This window comes from Alteromonas australica (assembly GCF_000730385.1).
Lineage (GTDB): Bacteria > Pseudomonadota > Gammaproteobacteria > Enterobacterales > Alteromonadaceae > Alteromonas > Alteromonas australica.
Window position 1 is genome coordinate 17,681 of record NZ_CP008849.1, and the last position, 16,166, is coordinate 33,846.

Below are 16,166 nucleotides of genomic sequence, written 5' to 3' on the forward strand. Positions count from 1 at the left end.
GATCCTTGTCTGTGGATAACTTTGTGATCTACCGTTTAGGCAAATAAGATCGAGGCGATCTTTGCCAAGTTAAAGATCACCTTCTAACGCAATAAAAATAGGGGAACGAAAGCTAAGATTGAAGACAGCTTACCTGCGACTCGCCATTCCTTATAATGTGGATAACTTGGTGAACTTGTTTTTTTGGTTTAACCAAGTTGGTCAAGTAATGTAGCATAAGAAATTAACAATCTTACACCGTTTATTAATAATTTTTTTTCTGGCGTTGACTGTTTTATAGCCAAAAATAGTATAAGTCAGTTTGCTCAAGGTCTAGGAGGCATTTATGAAAAAAGTGGCGGTTATTTTAAGTGGCAGCGGCGTATTCGATGGGGCAGAACTCCACGAAGCGGTATTAACCCTATTAGCCATTGAGCAGTGTGGTGGAAGCTATCAATGTTTCGCGCCAGATAAACCTCAACTGCACGTTGTGAATCATTTAACCTCAGAGGTTAGCGAAGGTGAGACTCGAAACGTATTAGTTGAATCTGCCCGTATTGCCAGAGGCGACATTAAACCTGTTACGGAATGTCATGTTGAAGATTTTGATGCGTTAATCTTACCTGGCGGCTTTGGTGCAGCGAAAAATCTGTGCACGTTTGCCGTGGCGGGGCAAGATAGTGAACCCGATAAAGAAGTATTACGCATTTGTCAGGCGTTTGCCAACGCGAAAAAGCCGGCGGGGTATGCGTGTATTGCGCCGGCATTAGCCGCCAGTGTTTACGACACAGGGGTAAAACTCACCATAGGTAACGATGAAGCTACCGCGAACGGCATCAATGCAATGGGCGCTACCCATGTCAATTGCGCCGTAGACGAGGTGGTGGTTGATAATGAAGCTAAATTGGTGACGACGCCTGCATACATGTTAGCCCAGTCAATCAGTGAGGCGCATGAAGGGATCAGCAAAATGGTAGAAACCGTATTAGCAATGAAATAGTAATAAACCCTTAACAAGGGTTTTCTCTTGTGTGGTAAACGCCCTATAATCAGTTGAGGTTATAGGGCGTTTTATTGCCCCAGCATCCCCGCCACGACTTCGGGTAACACAATAACAAAAAGGCAAAAAGCAGCATGCACTATCGTGCGATTATACGTATTTTGGGGCTTCTCATTGCCCTTTTCAGTGTCACAATGATACCACCTGCCGTTGTTTCGCTTATATACCAAGATGGCAGTGGTTTGCCTTTTACGCTGGCGTTTTTCCTATGTGTGCTAGGGGGCATCGCCCTGTGGTATCCCAATCGATTAGAAAAACATGATCTGCGTGCGCGGGAAGGCTTTTTGATCGTTGCGCTTTTTTGGTCTGTGCTTGCCAGTGTTGGGGCCATACCTCTTATCTTATTAGAACAGCCTTCTATGTCGGTTACCGACGCTTTTTTTGAATCGTTTTCGGGGCTAACAACCACAGGTGCCACCGTTATTGAAGGCATCGATTTTCTGCCACACTCTGTGCAGTTTTACCGTCAGCAGCTACAGTGGTTAGGCGGTATGGGTATCATCGTATTGGCCGTGGCTATCTTGCCAATACTTGGTGTGGGGGGAATGCAGCTGTACCGTGCGGAAACGCCAGGGCCAGTGAAAGATAACAAAATGACGCCACGCATCGCAGATACAGCCAAGCACCTTTGGTATATATATCTGAGCCTTACTATTGCTTGTGCTGGCGCGTACTGGTTGGCCGGTATGAATCTTTTTGATGCTATCTGTCATGCATTTTCTACCGTTGCTATTGGCGGTTTTTCAAATCATGACGCCAGTCTAGGGTATTTCAACAGCCCCTTAGTGAATATCGTGTGTACGGTATTTTTGCTTATTGCGGCACTTAATTTTTCTCTGCACTATGCGGCGGTAAGTAGCCGCTCGGTAAAAGGCTATTTTAAAGATCCTGAATTTAAGGCGTTCTTCTTTATTCAGGCTACCCTTATTTTAATCTGCTTTTTAGTGTTGGTGTTGTCGGGGTTTTATGAGTCGGCTGAAACCGCCCTCGACCAAGCCATGATTCAAGCGGTCTCTATTAGTACCACCGCAGGCTTTGCGACCACCGACTTTTCCGTATGGCCTACTTTCTTACCTATTCTTCTTATTTTTTCCAGTTTCATTGGCGGGTGCGCTAGCTCCACAGGCGGTGGCTTGAAAGTGGTGCGAGTTTGCTTACTGTTTTTACAAGGCAAGCGAGAAGTTGATAGGCTCATCCACCCCAAAGCGGTGTATGCCGTTAAGCTAGGTGAGCGGGCAATGCCAGATCGAGTTGTAGAGGCCGTATGGGGGTTCTTTTCAGCATACGCCGTCGTGTTTGTGGTATTGATGGTAGGGCTTATTGCCACCGGCTTAGACAATTTAAGCGCATTTACCGCTACCGCTGCTATGTTAAATAACTTAGGGCCTGGCCTGGGAAGTGTGGCGTCCAATTACGCTGATGTTAGCGACCCTGGTAAATGGATTTTAGTGGTGGGGATGGTATTCGGGCGATTAGAAGTATTTTCGTTACTGGTACTGTTCTCGCCCACATTTTGGCGTAGCTAGCGATAGCATATCTCTTAGCCAAAAAAGAACGCACTTGGTTGGAAGAGTTTTTCTACATCACTGATGTATTTCTTATCTACCAAGAACAGGATAACGTGGTCGTTGGCTTCTATCTTGGTATCACTGTGCGCAATGATGACTTGTTCATCTCTAACCACTGCTCCTATGGTGGTACCTGGAGGCAGTTTTATATCACTAATTTGCCGGCCAACAACTTTAGAGGTGTTTTCATCGCCATGGGCAATGGCTTCTATTGCTTCAGCTGCGCCACGTCGCAATGAATACACATTGACAATATCACCTCGACGAACATGGGTTAATAGCGCAGAAATGGTGGCTTGTTGCGGTGAAAAAGCAATATCGATTTCGCCGCCTTGCACTAAATCTACGTAGGCGCTGCGCTGGATCAGCACCATGGCTTTTTGTGCGCCCATACGTTTGGCCAGCATGGCAGACATGATATTGGCTTCATCGTCATTGGTTACCGCAATAAAGGCATCCACCTGTTCGACGTTCTCTTCACTTAATAACTCTGGGTCAGACGCGTCGCCGCTAAATACAATGGTTTTATCTAAATGGGCAGACAGGTATTTGGCGCGTTCGTGACTATATTCAATCAGCTTTACGTTGTGTTTGTGTTCAAGCTTTTTAGCCAGGCCTGCGCCTATTAATCCGCCCCCGGCAATCATTATGCGCTTATAGCTAGACTCCAGTTTTTGCAATTCGCTCATTACGGCACGAATGTGCTTAGTGGCAGCGATAAAAAACACTTCCGTCATCTGCTTCAATAACGGTGGTACCTAATGGCCGAATTGGACGACCGCGACGATAAATTGCCGCCACACGGGTTTCCACGTTGGGCATATGGTCTTTTAATGCTGAAAGCGCATGGCCGACAAGAAGACCACCATAGTATGCCTTTACTGCGACTAGGCTTGCTTTGCCATCCGCAAATTCAACCACCTGCAATGCCCCGGGGTAATCGATAAGGCGTTTAATGGCTTTAGTAACAAGTTGTTCAGGCGCAATAATATGATCAACCGGTATGTCTTGTTGTTTGTATAATTGCTCTTGATAGATGATGTATTGTTCTGAACGAACACGGGCTATCTTGGTGGGCGTTTTAAATAAACTATAGGCCACTTGGCAGGCCAACATATTGCTTTCATCGCTATTGGTGACCGCGATGATCATGTCAGCGTCTTCAGCCCCAGCTTTCCTCAGTACGTCGGGATGAGAGCCTACGCCGTTAACTACCTGTAAATCTAATCTGTCTTGCAGTGCACGCAAGGTAACAGGATCGGAGTCGATAACTGTAATTTCGTTTTTTTCTCCAACCAAGTTTTCAGCAAGTGTTCCGCCGACTTGGCCTGCGCCCAAAATGATGATTTTCATCTAACTTAACGTGCCTTATTGCTTTTATTTGCTAATCGACTTTACCAGCCTCGCATAATAGAAACCATCCATTTGTTGCTCGCCGGGTAAAATCTGTCGGCCTGGCTTCTCAGGGGTTTCTGTTTTAACGATAGGGCTAAGTATTGCGTCTTCATTATTCGCTAGGAAACGTTGGATTTGTTCGCGGTTTTCTTGCGGTAAAATAGAGCAAGTTGCATAAAGTAATGTACCCCCTGGCTTCAATGTCGTCCACAAGGTATCAAGAATTCGGCGCTGTAATAAAGCGAGGTTGTCAATGTCACTGGCTTTGCGTAGCCACCGGATATCAGGATGACGACGAATAACGCCCGTGGCCGAGCATGGGGCATCCAGAAGAATGCGATCAAAGTGTTTGCCGTCCCACCAAGAAGACAGATCGGAGGCATCGCCTTGTTTAATCTCTGGGTTATGCCCAAGTCTATGCATGTTTTCGTGCACCCGAGCTAAACGGGAAGCATCAGCATCTAAGGCAAGGCAATATGCAAGGGAAGGTGTGCGCTCCAGAATGTGCCCTGTTTTGCCGCCTGGTGCTGCGCAACAATCGAGAACACGTTCGTTGGGTTGTGCATCAAGGTACTGAGCAGCCATCTGGGCAGCGCCATCTTGAACGGCAAAGTGCCCTTCGTGAAAGCCGGGTAAACTGGTAATATCTTGTCGCTTAGAAAGTAAAATACCGTCGCCATGCTGGTCGCTTAACTGAAACTCAATGTCTGCGTCTTCTAAGCTCGCGATAAAATCGGCACGTGAAATTTTACCTTGGTTTACTCGCAACCAAATTGGTGCCATCGCATTGGTAGCCTCTCGAACGGCATCTGCGTCATCGAGATAGGCATTATCTATGGCTTTGTACAACCACTTCGGAAGCCCGCTTTCTATAATGGGGTTGTCGATGGCTTTATCCGCCAAGCCATCTCGCTCAAAATTTCGAAGTACAGCATTCACCAAACCTTTAAGTCCGGTGCCGCCTAAATACGGCGCTGCGTTAACGGTTTCGCCCACCGCCGCATGCTGGCTCACTCTCGAAAACGCAAGTTGATACAAACCGAGTAAGATTAAGTGTTCAATCACCTTCTTATTGCCTTTCAAGGGTCTATCTAATAGCCCTCTAAGCCAATTCTGTAGTAAGGGCAGCTTGCGCATGACGCCTAACGACATCTCCTGAATCCACGCGTTGTCTCTGGGATTGTGACGTCGTTGAACGCGCTCTAAACAGTCTCTGGATGACTTGCCATTTTCTAAAATTTGGTAAATAACCCACGCGCAATCGGCACGCAGGTTCTTTTGTTTGGGAAGGGGAGTGGGTTTCACTAGTCGTCCAAGGTGTTAAGAGAAGTACCAGGTTCAAACCATGCCTTACGTGCATTAACCACGTCTACGGCGGGCAAGGCTTTTTTCCCGGGAATTTGCAGCGAATGAATACGCAAACCACCACGGCCTGTGGCCACAACTATCCCGTGCTTATCTGCTTGGATGATAGTGCCTGGCGCATGCCCTGTGGGGAGGTCGTGCACGACATCAGCGGCCCAAATTTTAATATTCTGGTCGGCAATGGTGGTCCAGGCCACAGGCCACGGATTAAACGCCCGGATGTTGCGCTCTATCTGCTGGGCATCATCACGCCAGTTAATAAAGGCTTCTTCTTTTGAGAGCTTTTTAGCGTAGGTGGCGTCTGCATCATTTTGCGGGCTTGGCGTAAGCGACGCTAAGTTATCTAGCGTGTGTAAAAGCGCAGTAGGGCCTAAATCGGCTAACTTGTCATACAATGATGCGCTGGTATCGGTGTTGGCAATGGGAATGCGAGCAATATGAAGCATGTCGCCAGTATCAAGCCCTTCATCCATTTGCATAATGGTGACACCCGTTTCATCATCACCGGCCCACACCGCTCTTTGAATCGGTGCAGCCCCTCGCCACTTAGGTAAAATTGAACCATGCACGTTTAAACACCCTAACTTGGGCGCTTCTAATACCGCAACAGGAAGGATTAACCCATAGGCCACAACCACCATAATATCCGCATTCAGTGCCTGTAGCTCGGCTTGTGCGTCACTGCTTTTCAGCGAAGCTGGCTGATAAACAGGAATCTCATGGCTAAGCGCCATGGCTTTCACTGGACTCGGGGTTAGCTTTTTACCTCGTCCTGCCGGGCGGTCTGGCTGAGTATAGGCGGCAACCACTTGATGGTCGCTATTAAGTAAAGCCGCTAAGTGCTTGGCAGCAAAATCGGGCGTACCAGCAAATACAATGCGTAATGGTGTAGTCACATCAACCCTTATGCACGCGCTGCTAGGCGAGCGTCTTTTTCTAATTTTTTACGAATACGTTGGCGCTTAAGCGGTGAAAGGTAATCGATGAACAACTTACCTTTTAAATGATCAAGTTCGTGTTGAATACATATGGCCAAAAGACCTTCAGCATCAAGTTCAAAGGCTTCACCTTCTTCATTTAACGCTTTAACAGTAATCTCTTCAGCGCGTTCCACTTTCGCGTAATTACCTGGAACCGAAAGGCAACCTTCTTCGCTAATGGTACTGCCATCTTTGCGGGTTATTTCAGGATTAATGAATACGCGGGGCTCGTTTTGATCTTCCGATACATCCATGACAACAACTTGAACGTGACGGTTTACTTGCGTTGCCGCCAAGCCAATGCCATTTTCGTCTTTCATGGTTTCAAACATGTCAGAAACAAGTTGTTTAATTTCGTCGTTCACTTCTTCTACCGGCTTTGCCACGGTACGAAGGCGTTCGTCTGGAAAACTTAATACGTCTAATATAGCCATGTGTCGCTTACTTAACCTTTTCGCTGTATAAATTCATATACGATCTAATAGCCAGCACACTTTACAGTGCCTGTTGAGTTACTATTCTAACGTATATCACGTCATTTAGTGCACTTTTTTAGTCAAACTCACTATTCTGAGTTATTAGTGCATATAACGTTATTGTCTGAAATTTCAACAGCAATGGGCAGTGAAAAAACTACAAATGTTTAATTTAAAAAAGCGATTACAACAGGCCACGTTAGGTATTCTGGTTTTTATGATGCTGATAAGTGTGCCTGCCTCTGCCCGCCAAGTTAAGACCGATGCGCCGCAGACCTATACGGTAAAAAAAGGGGATACCCTGTGGGACATTGCCTCTGTTTTTCTTGATGAGCCATGGGTGTGGCCGGAACTATGGCGAACCAACACGCAAATACAGAATCCACACCTTATTTACCCAGGCGACGTCATCAATTTAGCCTTTTTTAATGGTCAGCCAGTGATGTCTTTAAAAAGGGATAAGCCGGTGATTGTCCTTAGCCCCGCTTCACGCAGAAGCGCGAAAGCTGTCCCTATTGATATTCTGCCTGCCTCCGCCATTCAGCCCTATATTCATCATCACCACTTGGTGAATGAAGACACCTATCAGACCTTGCCTTACGTATTAGGCAATCATCATGGGAATGTCCGCTTTGTCGATGATAATTTAATTCTTAGTTCGCTAACAAACGGTACTGAGGATCAGTTACAAGTGGTAAGAAAGCAATCTACTATTTATGCACCAGATGGAGAGGTACTTGGGGTACAGCTTACTCATATTGCTAATACAACACGGTTTTCTTCTGCACAAGATGGCGTAGATGTCCTAAGAATGACGCAATCTTTTCAAGAAGCGAAGCGGGGCGACAAACTCATTCCCTATACGCCGGATCGCATGCCAGATTTACATCTTCAAGCGGCTAAGCAACAACAGGGTGTAATCGTAGGCGACTTACACGATCACAATTTATTAGGGAAGTATGATGTGGTCATTGTTAATTTAGGTAACGCTGACGTGGCGCCCGGTATGGTAATGGGTGTTTACACGGCGGGCCCCGACATTATAGATGGAAAACGGCCACAGTATATTGATGAGCCAGGCGGTACCGACGGACTCAATCTCTTTTCAAAAAAATTGGCACAGCCAGCACTTAAAGTTGGCGAAATCATCATTTTTAAAACGTTTAATAAGGCGAGCTACGGCCTTATATCGCGGGCAAGTGAAGGCATAACAAAGGGGTTTATTGTAGCTAAGCCCTAACAATACGCCCATTGCCGCATACAACCAGGAGCGGCAATGAACACCAGCAACTTGACACACTTAAACCCGCACCAAAAAGCGTGGTTAATTCTTGCATCAGCAGTGAAAGTGGGGGCGGGTAAGTGGCTTGATGCCATAGACAAACTGCATCTTGATGCCATTGAAATCACCAAAATGCACGGTGAAGGGAATCTACAAAATCCTAAATTGGCCGAGCTATGCCAACATATCAACCTTCAACTGGTGTTGCGTGTTGAGCAATGGTTGGCACAAAGTCGCTCACATCATGTTGTCACCATAACTTGCGAACACTACCCTCGCTTATTGAAGCAACTAAAAAACCCTCCGCTTATCTTGTTCGTATTAGGTAATGTGACGCTGCTCAATGCACCTCAAGTTGCGATTGTAGGCAGTCGAAATTCGAGTTTTCAAGGTAGAGATATTGCAAAAGGGTTTGCCGAACAATTAGTTAACCATGGTGTGGTGGTCACCAGTGGCCTTGCAACGGGTATTGATGCATCCGCGCATAAAGGCGCGATGATTCAAAACGCGGGGACCATTGCTGTTATGGGGACTGGGCCTGATAAGGTTTACCCAACGAAGAACACGGCGCTTCACCAAGACATCATTAGCGCGAATGGTGCCTGTATTACAGAGTTTTTCCCAGGGGTAACCGCCAACCCTTGGCATTTCCCTCGGCGAAATAGAATTATTGCCGCGATGACACTGGGTACTTTGGTGGTTGAGGCGAAAATAAAGAGTGGCACCTTGATAACTGCGAATTTGGCCGCAGATATGGGGCGAGAAGTATTTGCAGTTCCGGGTAGTATATCCCATGCTTATTCTGAAGGTTGCCATTGGCTCATTCAGCAGGGCGCTAAACTGGTGACGCGTGTTGACGATATTTTCGACGAAATTGCAGTTCAACCTTATGCTTATTTAGGTAAGGACAACAACATTAGCGAAAAAAGTGAAGTGAATAACTTGGCAACCGATAAATTATTAGATAGTGTGGATTACGACATCACCGCTATTGATGTAATAGCGCAGCGTTGCAATATGCCTGTTCAGCAGGCTATGGCAGAATTATTAGAATATGAGTTGCGTGGTCTTGTAGCTGCTATCCCTGGTGGTTACGTTAAATTGAGGGGGAAATAAAATGTTCGACATCCTCATGTATCTGTTTGAAAACTTCATTCACAGCGAAACTGAAATTCGTGTAGATCAGGACGAATTAACGGAAGAGCTTGTGCGCGCGGGTTTTCATCACGATGAGATTTACAAAGCATTAGCGTGGTTGGAAAAATTAGCTGCGTTACAAGAAACAGATATCAATCCTTATTTCTGTAAAGGGATTAGCACTAGCTTAAGTCGAATTTACACCCATGAAGAGCAAATGCGGCTTGATGTAGAGTGTAGAGGTTTCTTATTATTTCTTGAGCAGGTGGCGGTGTTGGATGCCTCAACCCGAGAAATGGTGATAGACAGAGTGATGGAAATAGACTCCACGGAATTTTGTCTAGAAGACCTTAAGTGGGTCGTGCTGATGGTGTTATTTAATGTGCCAGGAAAAGAAAAAGCCTACGCACAAATGGAAGATTTATTATTCGATGAACCCGATGGCGTGTTGCACTAATGTGCAACTCGTCACTGTAGTTACGCTATGTCGAAAATCGATCATTCGCTGTTTTCTGCTGATGCTCACGCCCTTGAGCATAATTTTGGCCAGTGTCCGCAGTGCAACAATCGGCTGGAAATAAAACACAGTAAGTCTGGTCCCTTTATCGGTTGTAGTGGGTATCCGCAATGCGAGTTCAGTAAACCCCTTCACGATAATCAAACCGCACTTTTAAAAACGCTAGAGGGCGTTCAGTGCCCTGAATGTTCGTCTGATTTGGCCATTAAAAAAGGCCGATTCGGTATGTTCATTGGCTGTACTCATTTTCCCTCGTGCCACTATATATCTGCCATAAAGCAGAAAGAAGACACCCAGGTTGCATGCCCTAAATGTGAAAAGGGGCAGTTAACTGCTCGCACAAACAAATATGGCAAACAATTTTTCGCGTGTAATCATTATCCCCAATGCCGATATGTGCTAAATTTCAAACCCATTGATGAAGCTTGCCCAAACTGCGGTTGGTCTGTACTCATAGAGAAAAAGGGGCAAATATGTTGTCCTCAGCCCAGTTGTGGCTTCAAGAAAGAACACATTAGTTAACTTTAGAGACACGTTAGAATGACGAGTGAAAACCAGTATTCGGTAGCCAGCCAAGATCCTATGGTGGCGGCATTCGAAAACGGTATGTTATTGGTATATCCCACCGAAGCGGTAATGGGCATAGGTTGCGATCCTGACAGCGAATCTGCAGTGTTAGCGCTTCTAGAGATAAAACAGCGACCCATTGAAAAAGGCGTTATTCTCGTTGCAGCCAATTATTCCCAACTTTTACCCTATGTAAATGACAACGCCATTCGCCCTGATATGCGCACAGAGATTTTCTCTAGCTGGCCTGGACCAAATACGTGGTTATTGCCCAAGTCGACATCAGCGCCAATGTGGTTAACCGGGAAGCACGATAAAATAGCGGTGAGGGTATCTAATCACCCAACAGTGCGAGCCATGTGTGAAACGTTAGGAAAGCCAGTTGTCTCCACAAGCGCCAACCTTACTGGCCAACCCCCAGCACGAACCCTCGATGAAGCAAAAGCTATTTTTGCGGACAGCGTGTTGTATGTAGAGGGTAGTGTAGGGGAGAGCAGCAAACCAAGTACAATCAGAGATGGCGAAACTGGGGACATTATAAGAGCATGAGTGAAGCACTGACATTAGATGGCAAAAGCGCGAAAGACATTATTGAGCAAGTAAAGCACTACCTGTTAAGCCTACAAGACAATATTTGTCAGACGTTAGAGTTAGCCGATGGCAAAGGGCAATTTGTAGAAGACAGCTGGGTAAGAGAAGAAGGTGGCGGTGGCCGTTCTCGTGTAATCAAAAACGGAGCGGTTATTGAACAAGGCGGTGTCAACTTTTCTCATGTTTTTGGTAGTCAAATGCCCGCATCTGCAACAGCTAATAGGCCTGAGCTGGCGGGGCGCAACTTCCAAGCCATGGGCGTTTCACTTGTTATTCATCCCCACAATCCCTACGTGCCCACTTCGCATGCCAACGTTCGTTTCTTCATTGCCGAAAAAGAAGGTGAAGCCCCCATTTGGTGGTTTGGCGGTGGGTTTGACCTCACGCCATTCTATCCATTTAAAGAAGATGTTGTGCACTGGCACGATACTGCGAAAAAGCTTTGTGCGCCTTTTGGTGAAGCGGTTTATCAAACCTATAAAGACTGGTGCGATAAGTATTTCTATTTGAAACATAGAGACGAAACCCGAGGCGTGGGCGGATTATTTTTCGACGACCTCAACGAATGGGGATTTGAAAAATCCTTTGCCTTTATGCAGGCTGTAGGCAATGGTTATCTTGATGCTTATATCCCTATTGTCGAAAAACGAAAAGAAAACCAGTACTCAGCGCGAGAACGGGATTTTCAGTTGTATCGCAGGGGGCGTTACGTTGAGTTTAATTTGGTGTTTGACAGAGGCACGTTGTTTGGCTTGCAAACGGGCGGAAGAACCGAATCTATTCTTATGTCGATGCCACCCCTAGCCAGATGGGAGTATTGTTATACCCCAGCACCAGGGAGTGCAGAAGCAAAGCTGACAGATTGGCTGAAACCAACAAACTGGTAGTAATTTGCGCCCTGCTAGAAGGGCGCATTTGATCTATATCAATCATGATGACTACGTAACGTCACTGGATTAGGCTGTTTGCGCTGGATCAAAGGTTGATAAAATTAAACCTGTAAAGTGCGTGTATCTTCTACAACACACAAGAGACACACTATGCGCACAAAGACACTTTCAGCACTATGCCTTTCCGTTCTAATGGCTTCACCTGTCGCCCTAGCTCATCAACAAGGTGATTGGATCATTCGAGGCGGCCTTACCTCAGTTGCACCTGACGAAAGCGCGTCTAATATCACCGCAGGCGGCAGTGACTTGGGGGTATCGCTCACCATCGATAACAATACCCAGCTAGGTTTAAATATCGCTTATTTCGTGACGGACAATATCAATATTGAATTATTGGCAGCTACGCCATTTACTCACGATGTAAACTTCTCCCTACCCGATCCGCTAACAACAGGAAATAAACTTGGGGAAGTCACGCATTTACCCCCACACTCACTGCTAACTATTACTTCAACAATCCTGATTCAGCATTCCAACCCTATATTGGGGCGGGTATAAACTACACTTTCATCTTTGACGAGGAATTTACTGACGCCAATAGCGATGCGGGTTTAAGTGATTTGTCTCTGGATAATTCATTTGGGTTATCAGCGCAGGTGGGAATGGACTACAACATAGATAAAAAATGGCACATTAATGCATCGGTGCGGTTTATTGATATTGATACCGAAGCATCTTTTAACGTGGGTGATGCAAAAGGTAGCGTAGACAGTATTGAAATAGACCCTTGGGTGTACACGGTTTCTGTAGGTTACACTTTTTAGCCTGACGCAAAAAACGATAAGCATACCGACAACAGTGTCGGTGTGCATCTTACTTGGTATTAATCATATGCTCGGCTAGCTGATCTAAGGCCTGTAACAGCTTTTGCGCAAGGGCCACATCACTTACTGTTGTCATCATTGCTTTGCGCATGCAGTACATCCATTGTTCTTTTAATGCTGGCGACACAGTAAAAGGTAGATGGCGCGCGCGTAACCTAGGGTGGCCAAACTCTTGCTGATAAATATCGGGGCCCCCAAGCCACAAGCTTAAGTAAAGAAAGAACACATGACGGATCCTGTCGAGTGGTTGAGGATGAATGGACAATAGCTCGGCGGCATAAGTATCATTTTCCATCACGTCGTAAAACCTATTCGCCAATTCCCGAACCTTCTCTTCTCCACCTATGCGGTAATATGGTGTAGTCTCATCAATCTGTTTGTCACTTTTTTGTTTTGATTTAAAGAAATCGCGTATCGCCATGAAAAAATTCGCTGTATTTGGAAACCCTATTGCTCAGAGTTTATCACCAACTATTCATCAAATGTTTGCTCAGCAATGTAATGAAGACATCTCCTATGAAAAAATACTTGCCCCAGAAGAGGGTTTTGTAGAGGCAGCCACCCGTTTTTTAGCGCAGCCAGATGCTATTGGGTGTAACGTCACCATGCCGTTTAAGCTAGATGCTTATCATTTAGCACAGGTGGATGATCAAGCGGCGAAAGATGCCAAAGCAGTAAATACATTAATGAACCATGAGGATGGAACCATAAAGGGGTTCAACACTGATGGCGTAGGCTTGGTGAATGATTTACTTAATAATGGCGTAGCCTTAAAAAATAAACGAGTATTGCTCATTGGCGCCGGTGGTGCAGCGAGAGGGGTGATTTCACCCTTACTAGAGGCGGGCGTGGCATCTCTTATTATGACCAATAGAACAATCGCTCGGGCAGAGCAGGTGGCAAATGAAACCAACCACACTCGCTTGTCGGTTGTGTCACTTGATAATATCGCAAGTGTCAAACCCCACGTCATCATTAATTCCACAGCGGCAAGTTTGCATAATGAACTGCCTTGTCGCATAGACGCAAAAGTATTAGAGGATTGTGAGGTGGTCTATGACATGGTTTATAAAAATTCCCCGACGTTGTTTATGCGTGAAGCAAAAGCGCGAGGCGTGAATCAGTGTCTCGATGGGCTAGGTATGTTAGTAGAGCAAGCTGCTAGCGCTTTTCAGATTTGGACGGGGAAAACACCACGAACACAAACAGTAGTATCTGAGTTACGCGCCATAGTGAGTTAAAAAGAGCCTCGGAATGACGATACAGCGTAATCACTCGTGGCAGGTTACGCTGTATAAAAGCAAGGGGATTACCCCTGTGACAAATACTCATTTTTGAGATTAACGTAATTCACGGCAGACTGTTTCAAAAAAGCCCGTTCGGACGCGTTTAACGGACGCTTCTTCTGCATCGGGTTGCCCACATACAAATAACCGCTTTCTAATCGTTTATTTGGCGGCACCAGCGTACCCGCCCCTATAAACACATCGTCTTCCACTACCACGCCGTCCATTATTATTGCGCCCATACCAACTAGGATTCTATTCCCTAAGGTGCAACCGTGCAGCATACACTTGTGACCAACGGTAACATCATCACCAATGATTAATGGAAACCCATCAGGGTTTTGTGGTGACTTACGGGTAACGTGAAGTACGCTGCCGTCTTGTACATTTGAGCGTTGACCTATTCTTATTTTGTTTACATCACCGCGAGCTGCCACTAAGGGCCATATGCTGGCGTCGTCTTCTAATATAACGTCGCCTACTATTATCGATGACTCATCAACATAGCAGCCTGCACCAAGTTGCGGGTAAATAGAATGATAAGTACGTAGCGCCACTTTCCCTAAAATGCGCATCCGCTTCGGGGGAAAAGCAAAACAGCAAGCCTCCTGAACGCCAGAAAGAATATTTAATTGAAGAGTTTGATCATGGCTCAGATTGAACGCTGGCGGCAGGCCTAACACATGCAAGTCGAACGGTAACATTTCTAGCTTGCTAGAAGATGACGAGTGGCGGACGGGTGAGTAATGCTTGGGAACTTGCCTTTGCGAGGGGGATAACAGTTGGAAACGACTGCTAATACCGCATAATGTCTACGGACCAAACGGGGCTTAGGCTCCGGCGCAAAGAGAGGCCCAAGTGAGATTAGCTAGTTGGTAAGGTAATGGCTTACCAAGGCAACGATCTCTAGCTGTTCTGAGAGGAAGATCAGCCACACTGGAACTGAGACACGGTCCAGACTCCTACGGGAGGCAGCAGTGGGGAATATTGCACAATGGGGGAAACCCTGATGCAGCCATGCCGCGTGTGTGAAGAAGGCCTTCGGGTTGTAAAGCACTTTCAGTTGTGAGGAAAAGTTAGTAGTTAATACCTGCTAGCCGTGACGTTAACAACAGAAGAAGCACCGGCTAACTCCGTGCCAGCAGCCGCGGTAATACGGAGGGTGCGAGCGTTAATCGGAATTACTGGGCGTAAAGCGCACGCAGGCGGTTTGTTAAGCTAGATGTGAAAGCCCCGGGCTCAACCTGGGATAGTCATTTAGAACTGGCAGACTAGAGTCTGGAGAGGGGAGTGGAATTCCAGGTGTAGCGGTGAAATGCGTAGATATCTGGAGGAACATCAGTGGCGAAGGCGACTCCCTGGCCAAAGACTGACGCTCATGTGCGAAAGTGTGGGTAGCGAACAGGATTAGATACCCTGGTAGTCCACACCGTAAACGCTGTCTACTAGCTGTTTGTGACTTTAAGTCGTGAGTAGCGAAGCTAACGCGCTAAGTAGACCGCCTGGGGAGTACGGCCGCAAGGTTAAAACTCAAATGAATTGACGGGGGCCCGCACAAGCGGTGGAGCATGTGGTTTAATTCGATGCAACGCGAAGAACCTTACCTACACTTGACATGCTGAGAACTTTCCAGAGATGGATTGGTGCCTTCGGGAACTCAGACACAGGTGCTGCATGGCTGTCGTCAGCTCGTGTCGTGAGATGTTGGGTTAAGTCCCGCAACGAGCGCAACCCTTGATCTTAGTTGCCAGCATTCAGTTGGGCACTCTAAGGTGACTGCCGGTGACAAACCGGAGGAAGGTGGGGATGACGTCAAATCATCATGCCCCTTATGACCTGGGCTACACACGTGCTACAATGGATAGAACAAAGGGTCGCGAAGCCGCGAGGTCGAGCCAATCCCATAAATCTATTCTCAGTTCGGATTGCAGGCTGCAACTCGCCTGCATGAAGCCGGAATCGCTAGTAATCGCGGATCAGCATGCCGCGGTGAATACGTTCCCGGGCCTTGTACACACCGCCCGTCACACCACGAGAGTTTGTAACACCCGAAGTCGGTGGGGTAACCTTTTGGAGCCAGCCGCCTAAGGTGGGACAGATGATTGGGGTGAAGTCGTAACAAGGTAGCCGTATCGGAAGGTGCGGCTGGATCACCTCCTTTCTAAGGAATCGTGAGCGCTCACGTCAAC

The 16,166-nt window shown here is 46.6% G+C and carries 14 protein-coding genes, 1 rRNA gene and 2 pseudogenes; 11 read left to right on the forward strand and 6 right to left on the reverse strand.

What is annotated here, in order from left to right; all coding sequences use genetic code 11:
- Positions 1-325 precede the first annotated feature (325 nt).
- Positions 326-979, forward strand: a complete 654-nt coding sequence (gene elbB / locus EP13_RS00075; RefSeq protein WP_044055412.1) for an isoprenoid biosynthesis glyoxalase ElbB — start codon at positions 326-328, stop codon at positions 977-979.
- Between the two features lie 134 nt (positions 980-1,113).
- Positions 1,114-2,565 carry a TrkH family potassium uptake protein gene (locus EP13_RS00080; protein ID WP_044055414.1) on the forward strand — a complete coding sequence of 484 codons (1,452 nt, stop codon included), beginning with the start codon at positions 1,114-1,116 and terminating at the stop codon, positions 2,563-2,565.
- Between the two features lie 14 nt (positions 2,566-2,579).
- Here EP13_RS00080 and trkA read toward each other — a convergent pair.
- The 4 genes and pseudogenes from trkA to def form a co-directional block, all read right to left on the reverse strand.
- Positions 2,580-3,960: pseudogene (gene trkA, locus EP13_RS00085) on the reverse strand (Trk system potassium transporter TrkA).
- A gap of 24 nt (positions 3,961-3,984) precedes the next feature.
- Positions 3,985-5,307: a 16S rRNA (cytosine(967)-C(5))-methyltransferase RsmB gene (gene rsmB, locus EP13_RS00090; RefSeq protein ID WP_044055416.1), complete on the reverse strand. Its 1,323-nt coding sequence runs from the start codon at positions 5,305-5,307 to the stop codon at positions 3,985-3,987.
- Positions 5,307-6,263 (reverse strand): methionyl-tRNA formyltransferase, encoded by a 957-nt coding sequence (gene fmt, locus EP13_RS00095; protein WP_044055417.1) that lies wholly within the window; start codon positions 6,261-6,263, stop codon positions 5,307-5,309. The genes rsmB and fmt overlap by 1 nt, the downstream gene beginning before the upstream one ends.
- An 8-nt stretch (positions 6,264-6,271) precedes the next feature.
- Complete coding sequence (def, locus tag EP13_RS00100; protein ID WP_044055418.1) at positions 6,272-6,781, reverse strand: peptide deformylase; 510 nt, start codon at positions 6,779-6,781, stop codon at positions 6,272-6,274.
- Between the two features lie 190 nt (positions 6,782-6,971).
- Between def and EP13_RS00105 the strand changes: the two genes are divergently transcribed.
- The 7 genes and pseudogenes from EP13_RS00105 (at position 6,972) to EP13_RS00135 (ending at position 12,631) form a co-directional block, all read left to right on the forward strand.
- The gene (locus EP13_RS00105) at positions 6,972-8,063 is read left to right on the forward strand and encodes a LysM peptidoglycan-binding domain-containing protein (RefSeq protein WP_231497897.1); all 1,092 of its coding nucleotides are present in this window, start codon (positions 6,972-6,974) and stop codon (positions 8,061-8,063) included.
- A gap of 36 nt (positions 8,064-8,099) precedes the next feature.
- Positions 8,100-9,221, forward strand: coding sequence for a DNA-processing protein DprA (dprA, locus tag EP13_RS00110; protein WP_044445859.1), 1,122 nt, complete (start codon positions 8,100-8,102; stop codon positions 9,219-9,221).
- Between the two features lies 1 nt (position 9,222).
- Positions 9,223-9,699 carry a DUF494 family protein gene (locus EP13_RS00115; RefSeq protein WP_044055419.1) on the forward strand — a complete coding sequence of 159 codons (477 nt, stop codon included), beginning with the start codon at positions 9,223-9,225 and terminating at the stop codon, positions 9,697-9,699.
- A 27-nt stretch (positions 9,700-9,726) separates the two neighbouring features.
- Positions 9,727-10,281, forward strand: coding sequence for a DNA topoisomerase family protein (locus EP13_RS00120; RefSeq protein WP_044055420.1), 555 nt, complete (start codon positions 9,727-9,729; stop codon positions 10,279-10,281).
- 18 nt (positions 10,282-10,299) lie between these two features.
- The gene (locus tag EP13_RS00125; RefSeq protein ID WP_044055421.1) at positions 10,300-10,875 is read left to right on the forward strand and encodes a Sua5/YciO/YrdC/YwlC family protein; all 576 of its coding nucleotides are present in this window, start codon (positions 10,300-10,302) and stop codon (positions 10,873-10,875) included.
- Complete coding sequence (hemF, locus tag EP13_RS00130; protein WP_044055422.1) at positions 10,872-11,804, forward strand: oxygen-dependent coproporphyrinogen oxidase; 933 nt, start codon at positions 10,872-10,874, stop codon at positions 11,802-11,804. Before EP13_RS00125 ends, hemF begins: the two co-directional genes overlap by 4 nt.
- 153 nt (positions 11,805-11,957) lie before the next feature.
- Positions 11,958-12,631, forward strand: a pseudogene (locus EP13_RS00135) (OmpW/AlkL family protein).
- A gap of 49 nt (positions 12,632-12,680) precedes the next feature.
- Here EP13_RS00135 and EP13_RS00140 read toward each other — a convergent pair.
- A complete protein-coding gene (locus EP13_RS00140; RefSeq protein WP_044055423.1) occupies positions 12,681-13,112 on the reverse strand; it encodes a group II truncated hemoglobin in 432 nt (143 codons plus the stop codon).
- Here EP13_RS00140 and aroE point away from each other — a divergent pair.
- Positions 13,111-13,932 carry a shikimate dehydrogenase gene (aroE, locus tag EP13_RS00145; RefSeq protein WP_044055424.1) on the forward strand — a complete coding sequence of 274 codons (822 nt, stop codon included), beginning with the start codon at positions 13,111-13,113 and terminating at the stop codon, positions 13,930-13,932. The genes EP13_RS00140 and aroE overlap by 2 nt on opposite strands.
- 68 nt (positions 13,933-14,000) lie before the next feature.
- Here the strand turns inward: aroE and EP13_RS00150 are convergent, their stop codons facing one another.
- The gene (locus EP13_RS00150; RefSeq protein ID WP_081869405.1) at positions 14,001-14,552 is read right to left on the reverse strand and encodes a gamma carbonic anhydrase family protein; all 552 of its coding nucleotides are present in this window, start codon (positions 14,550-14,552) and stop codon (positions 14,001-14,003) included.
- Positions 14,553-14,606: 54 nt separating this feature from the next.
- Here EP13_RS00150 and EP13_RS00155 point away from each other — a divergent pair.
- A 16S ribosomal RNA gene (locus tag EP13_RS00155) occupies positions 14,607-16,138 on the forward strand.
- Positions 16,139-16,166: the final 28 nt, after the last annotated feature.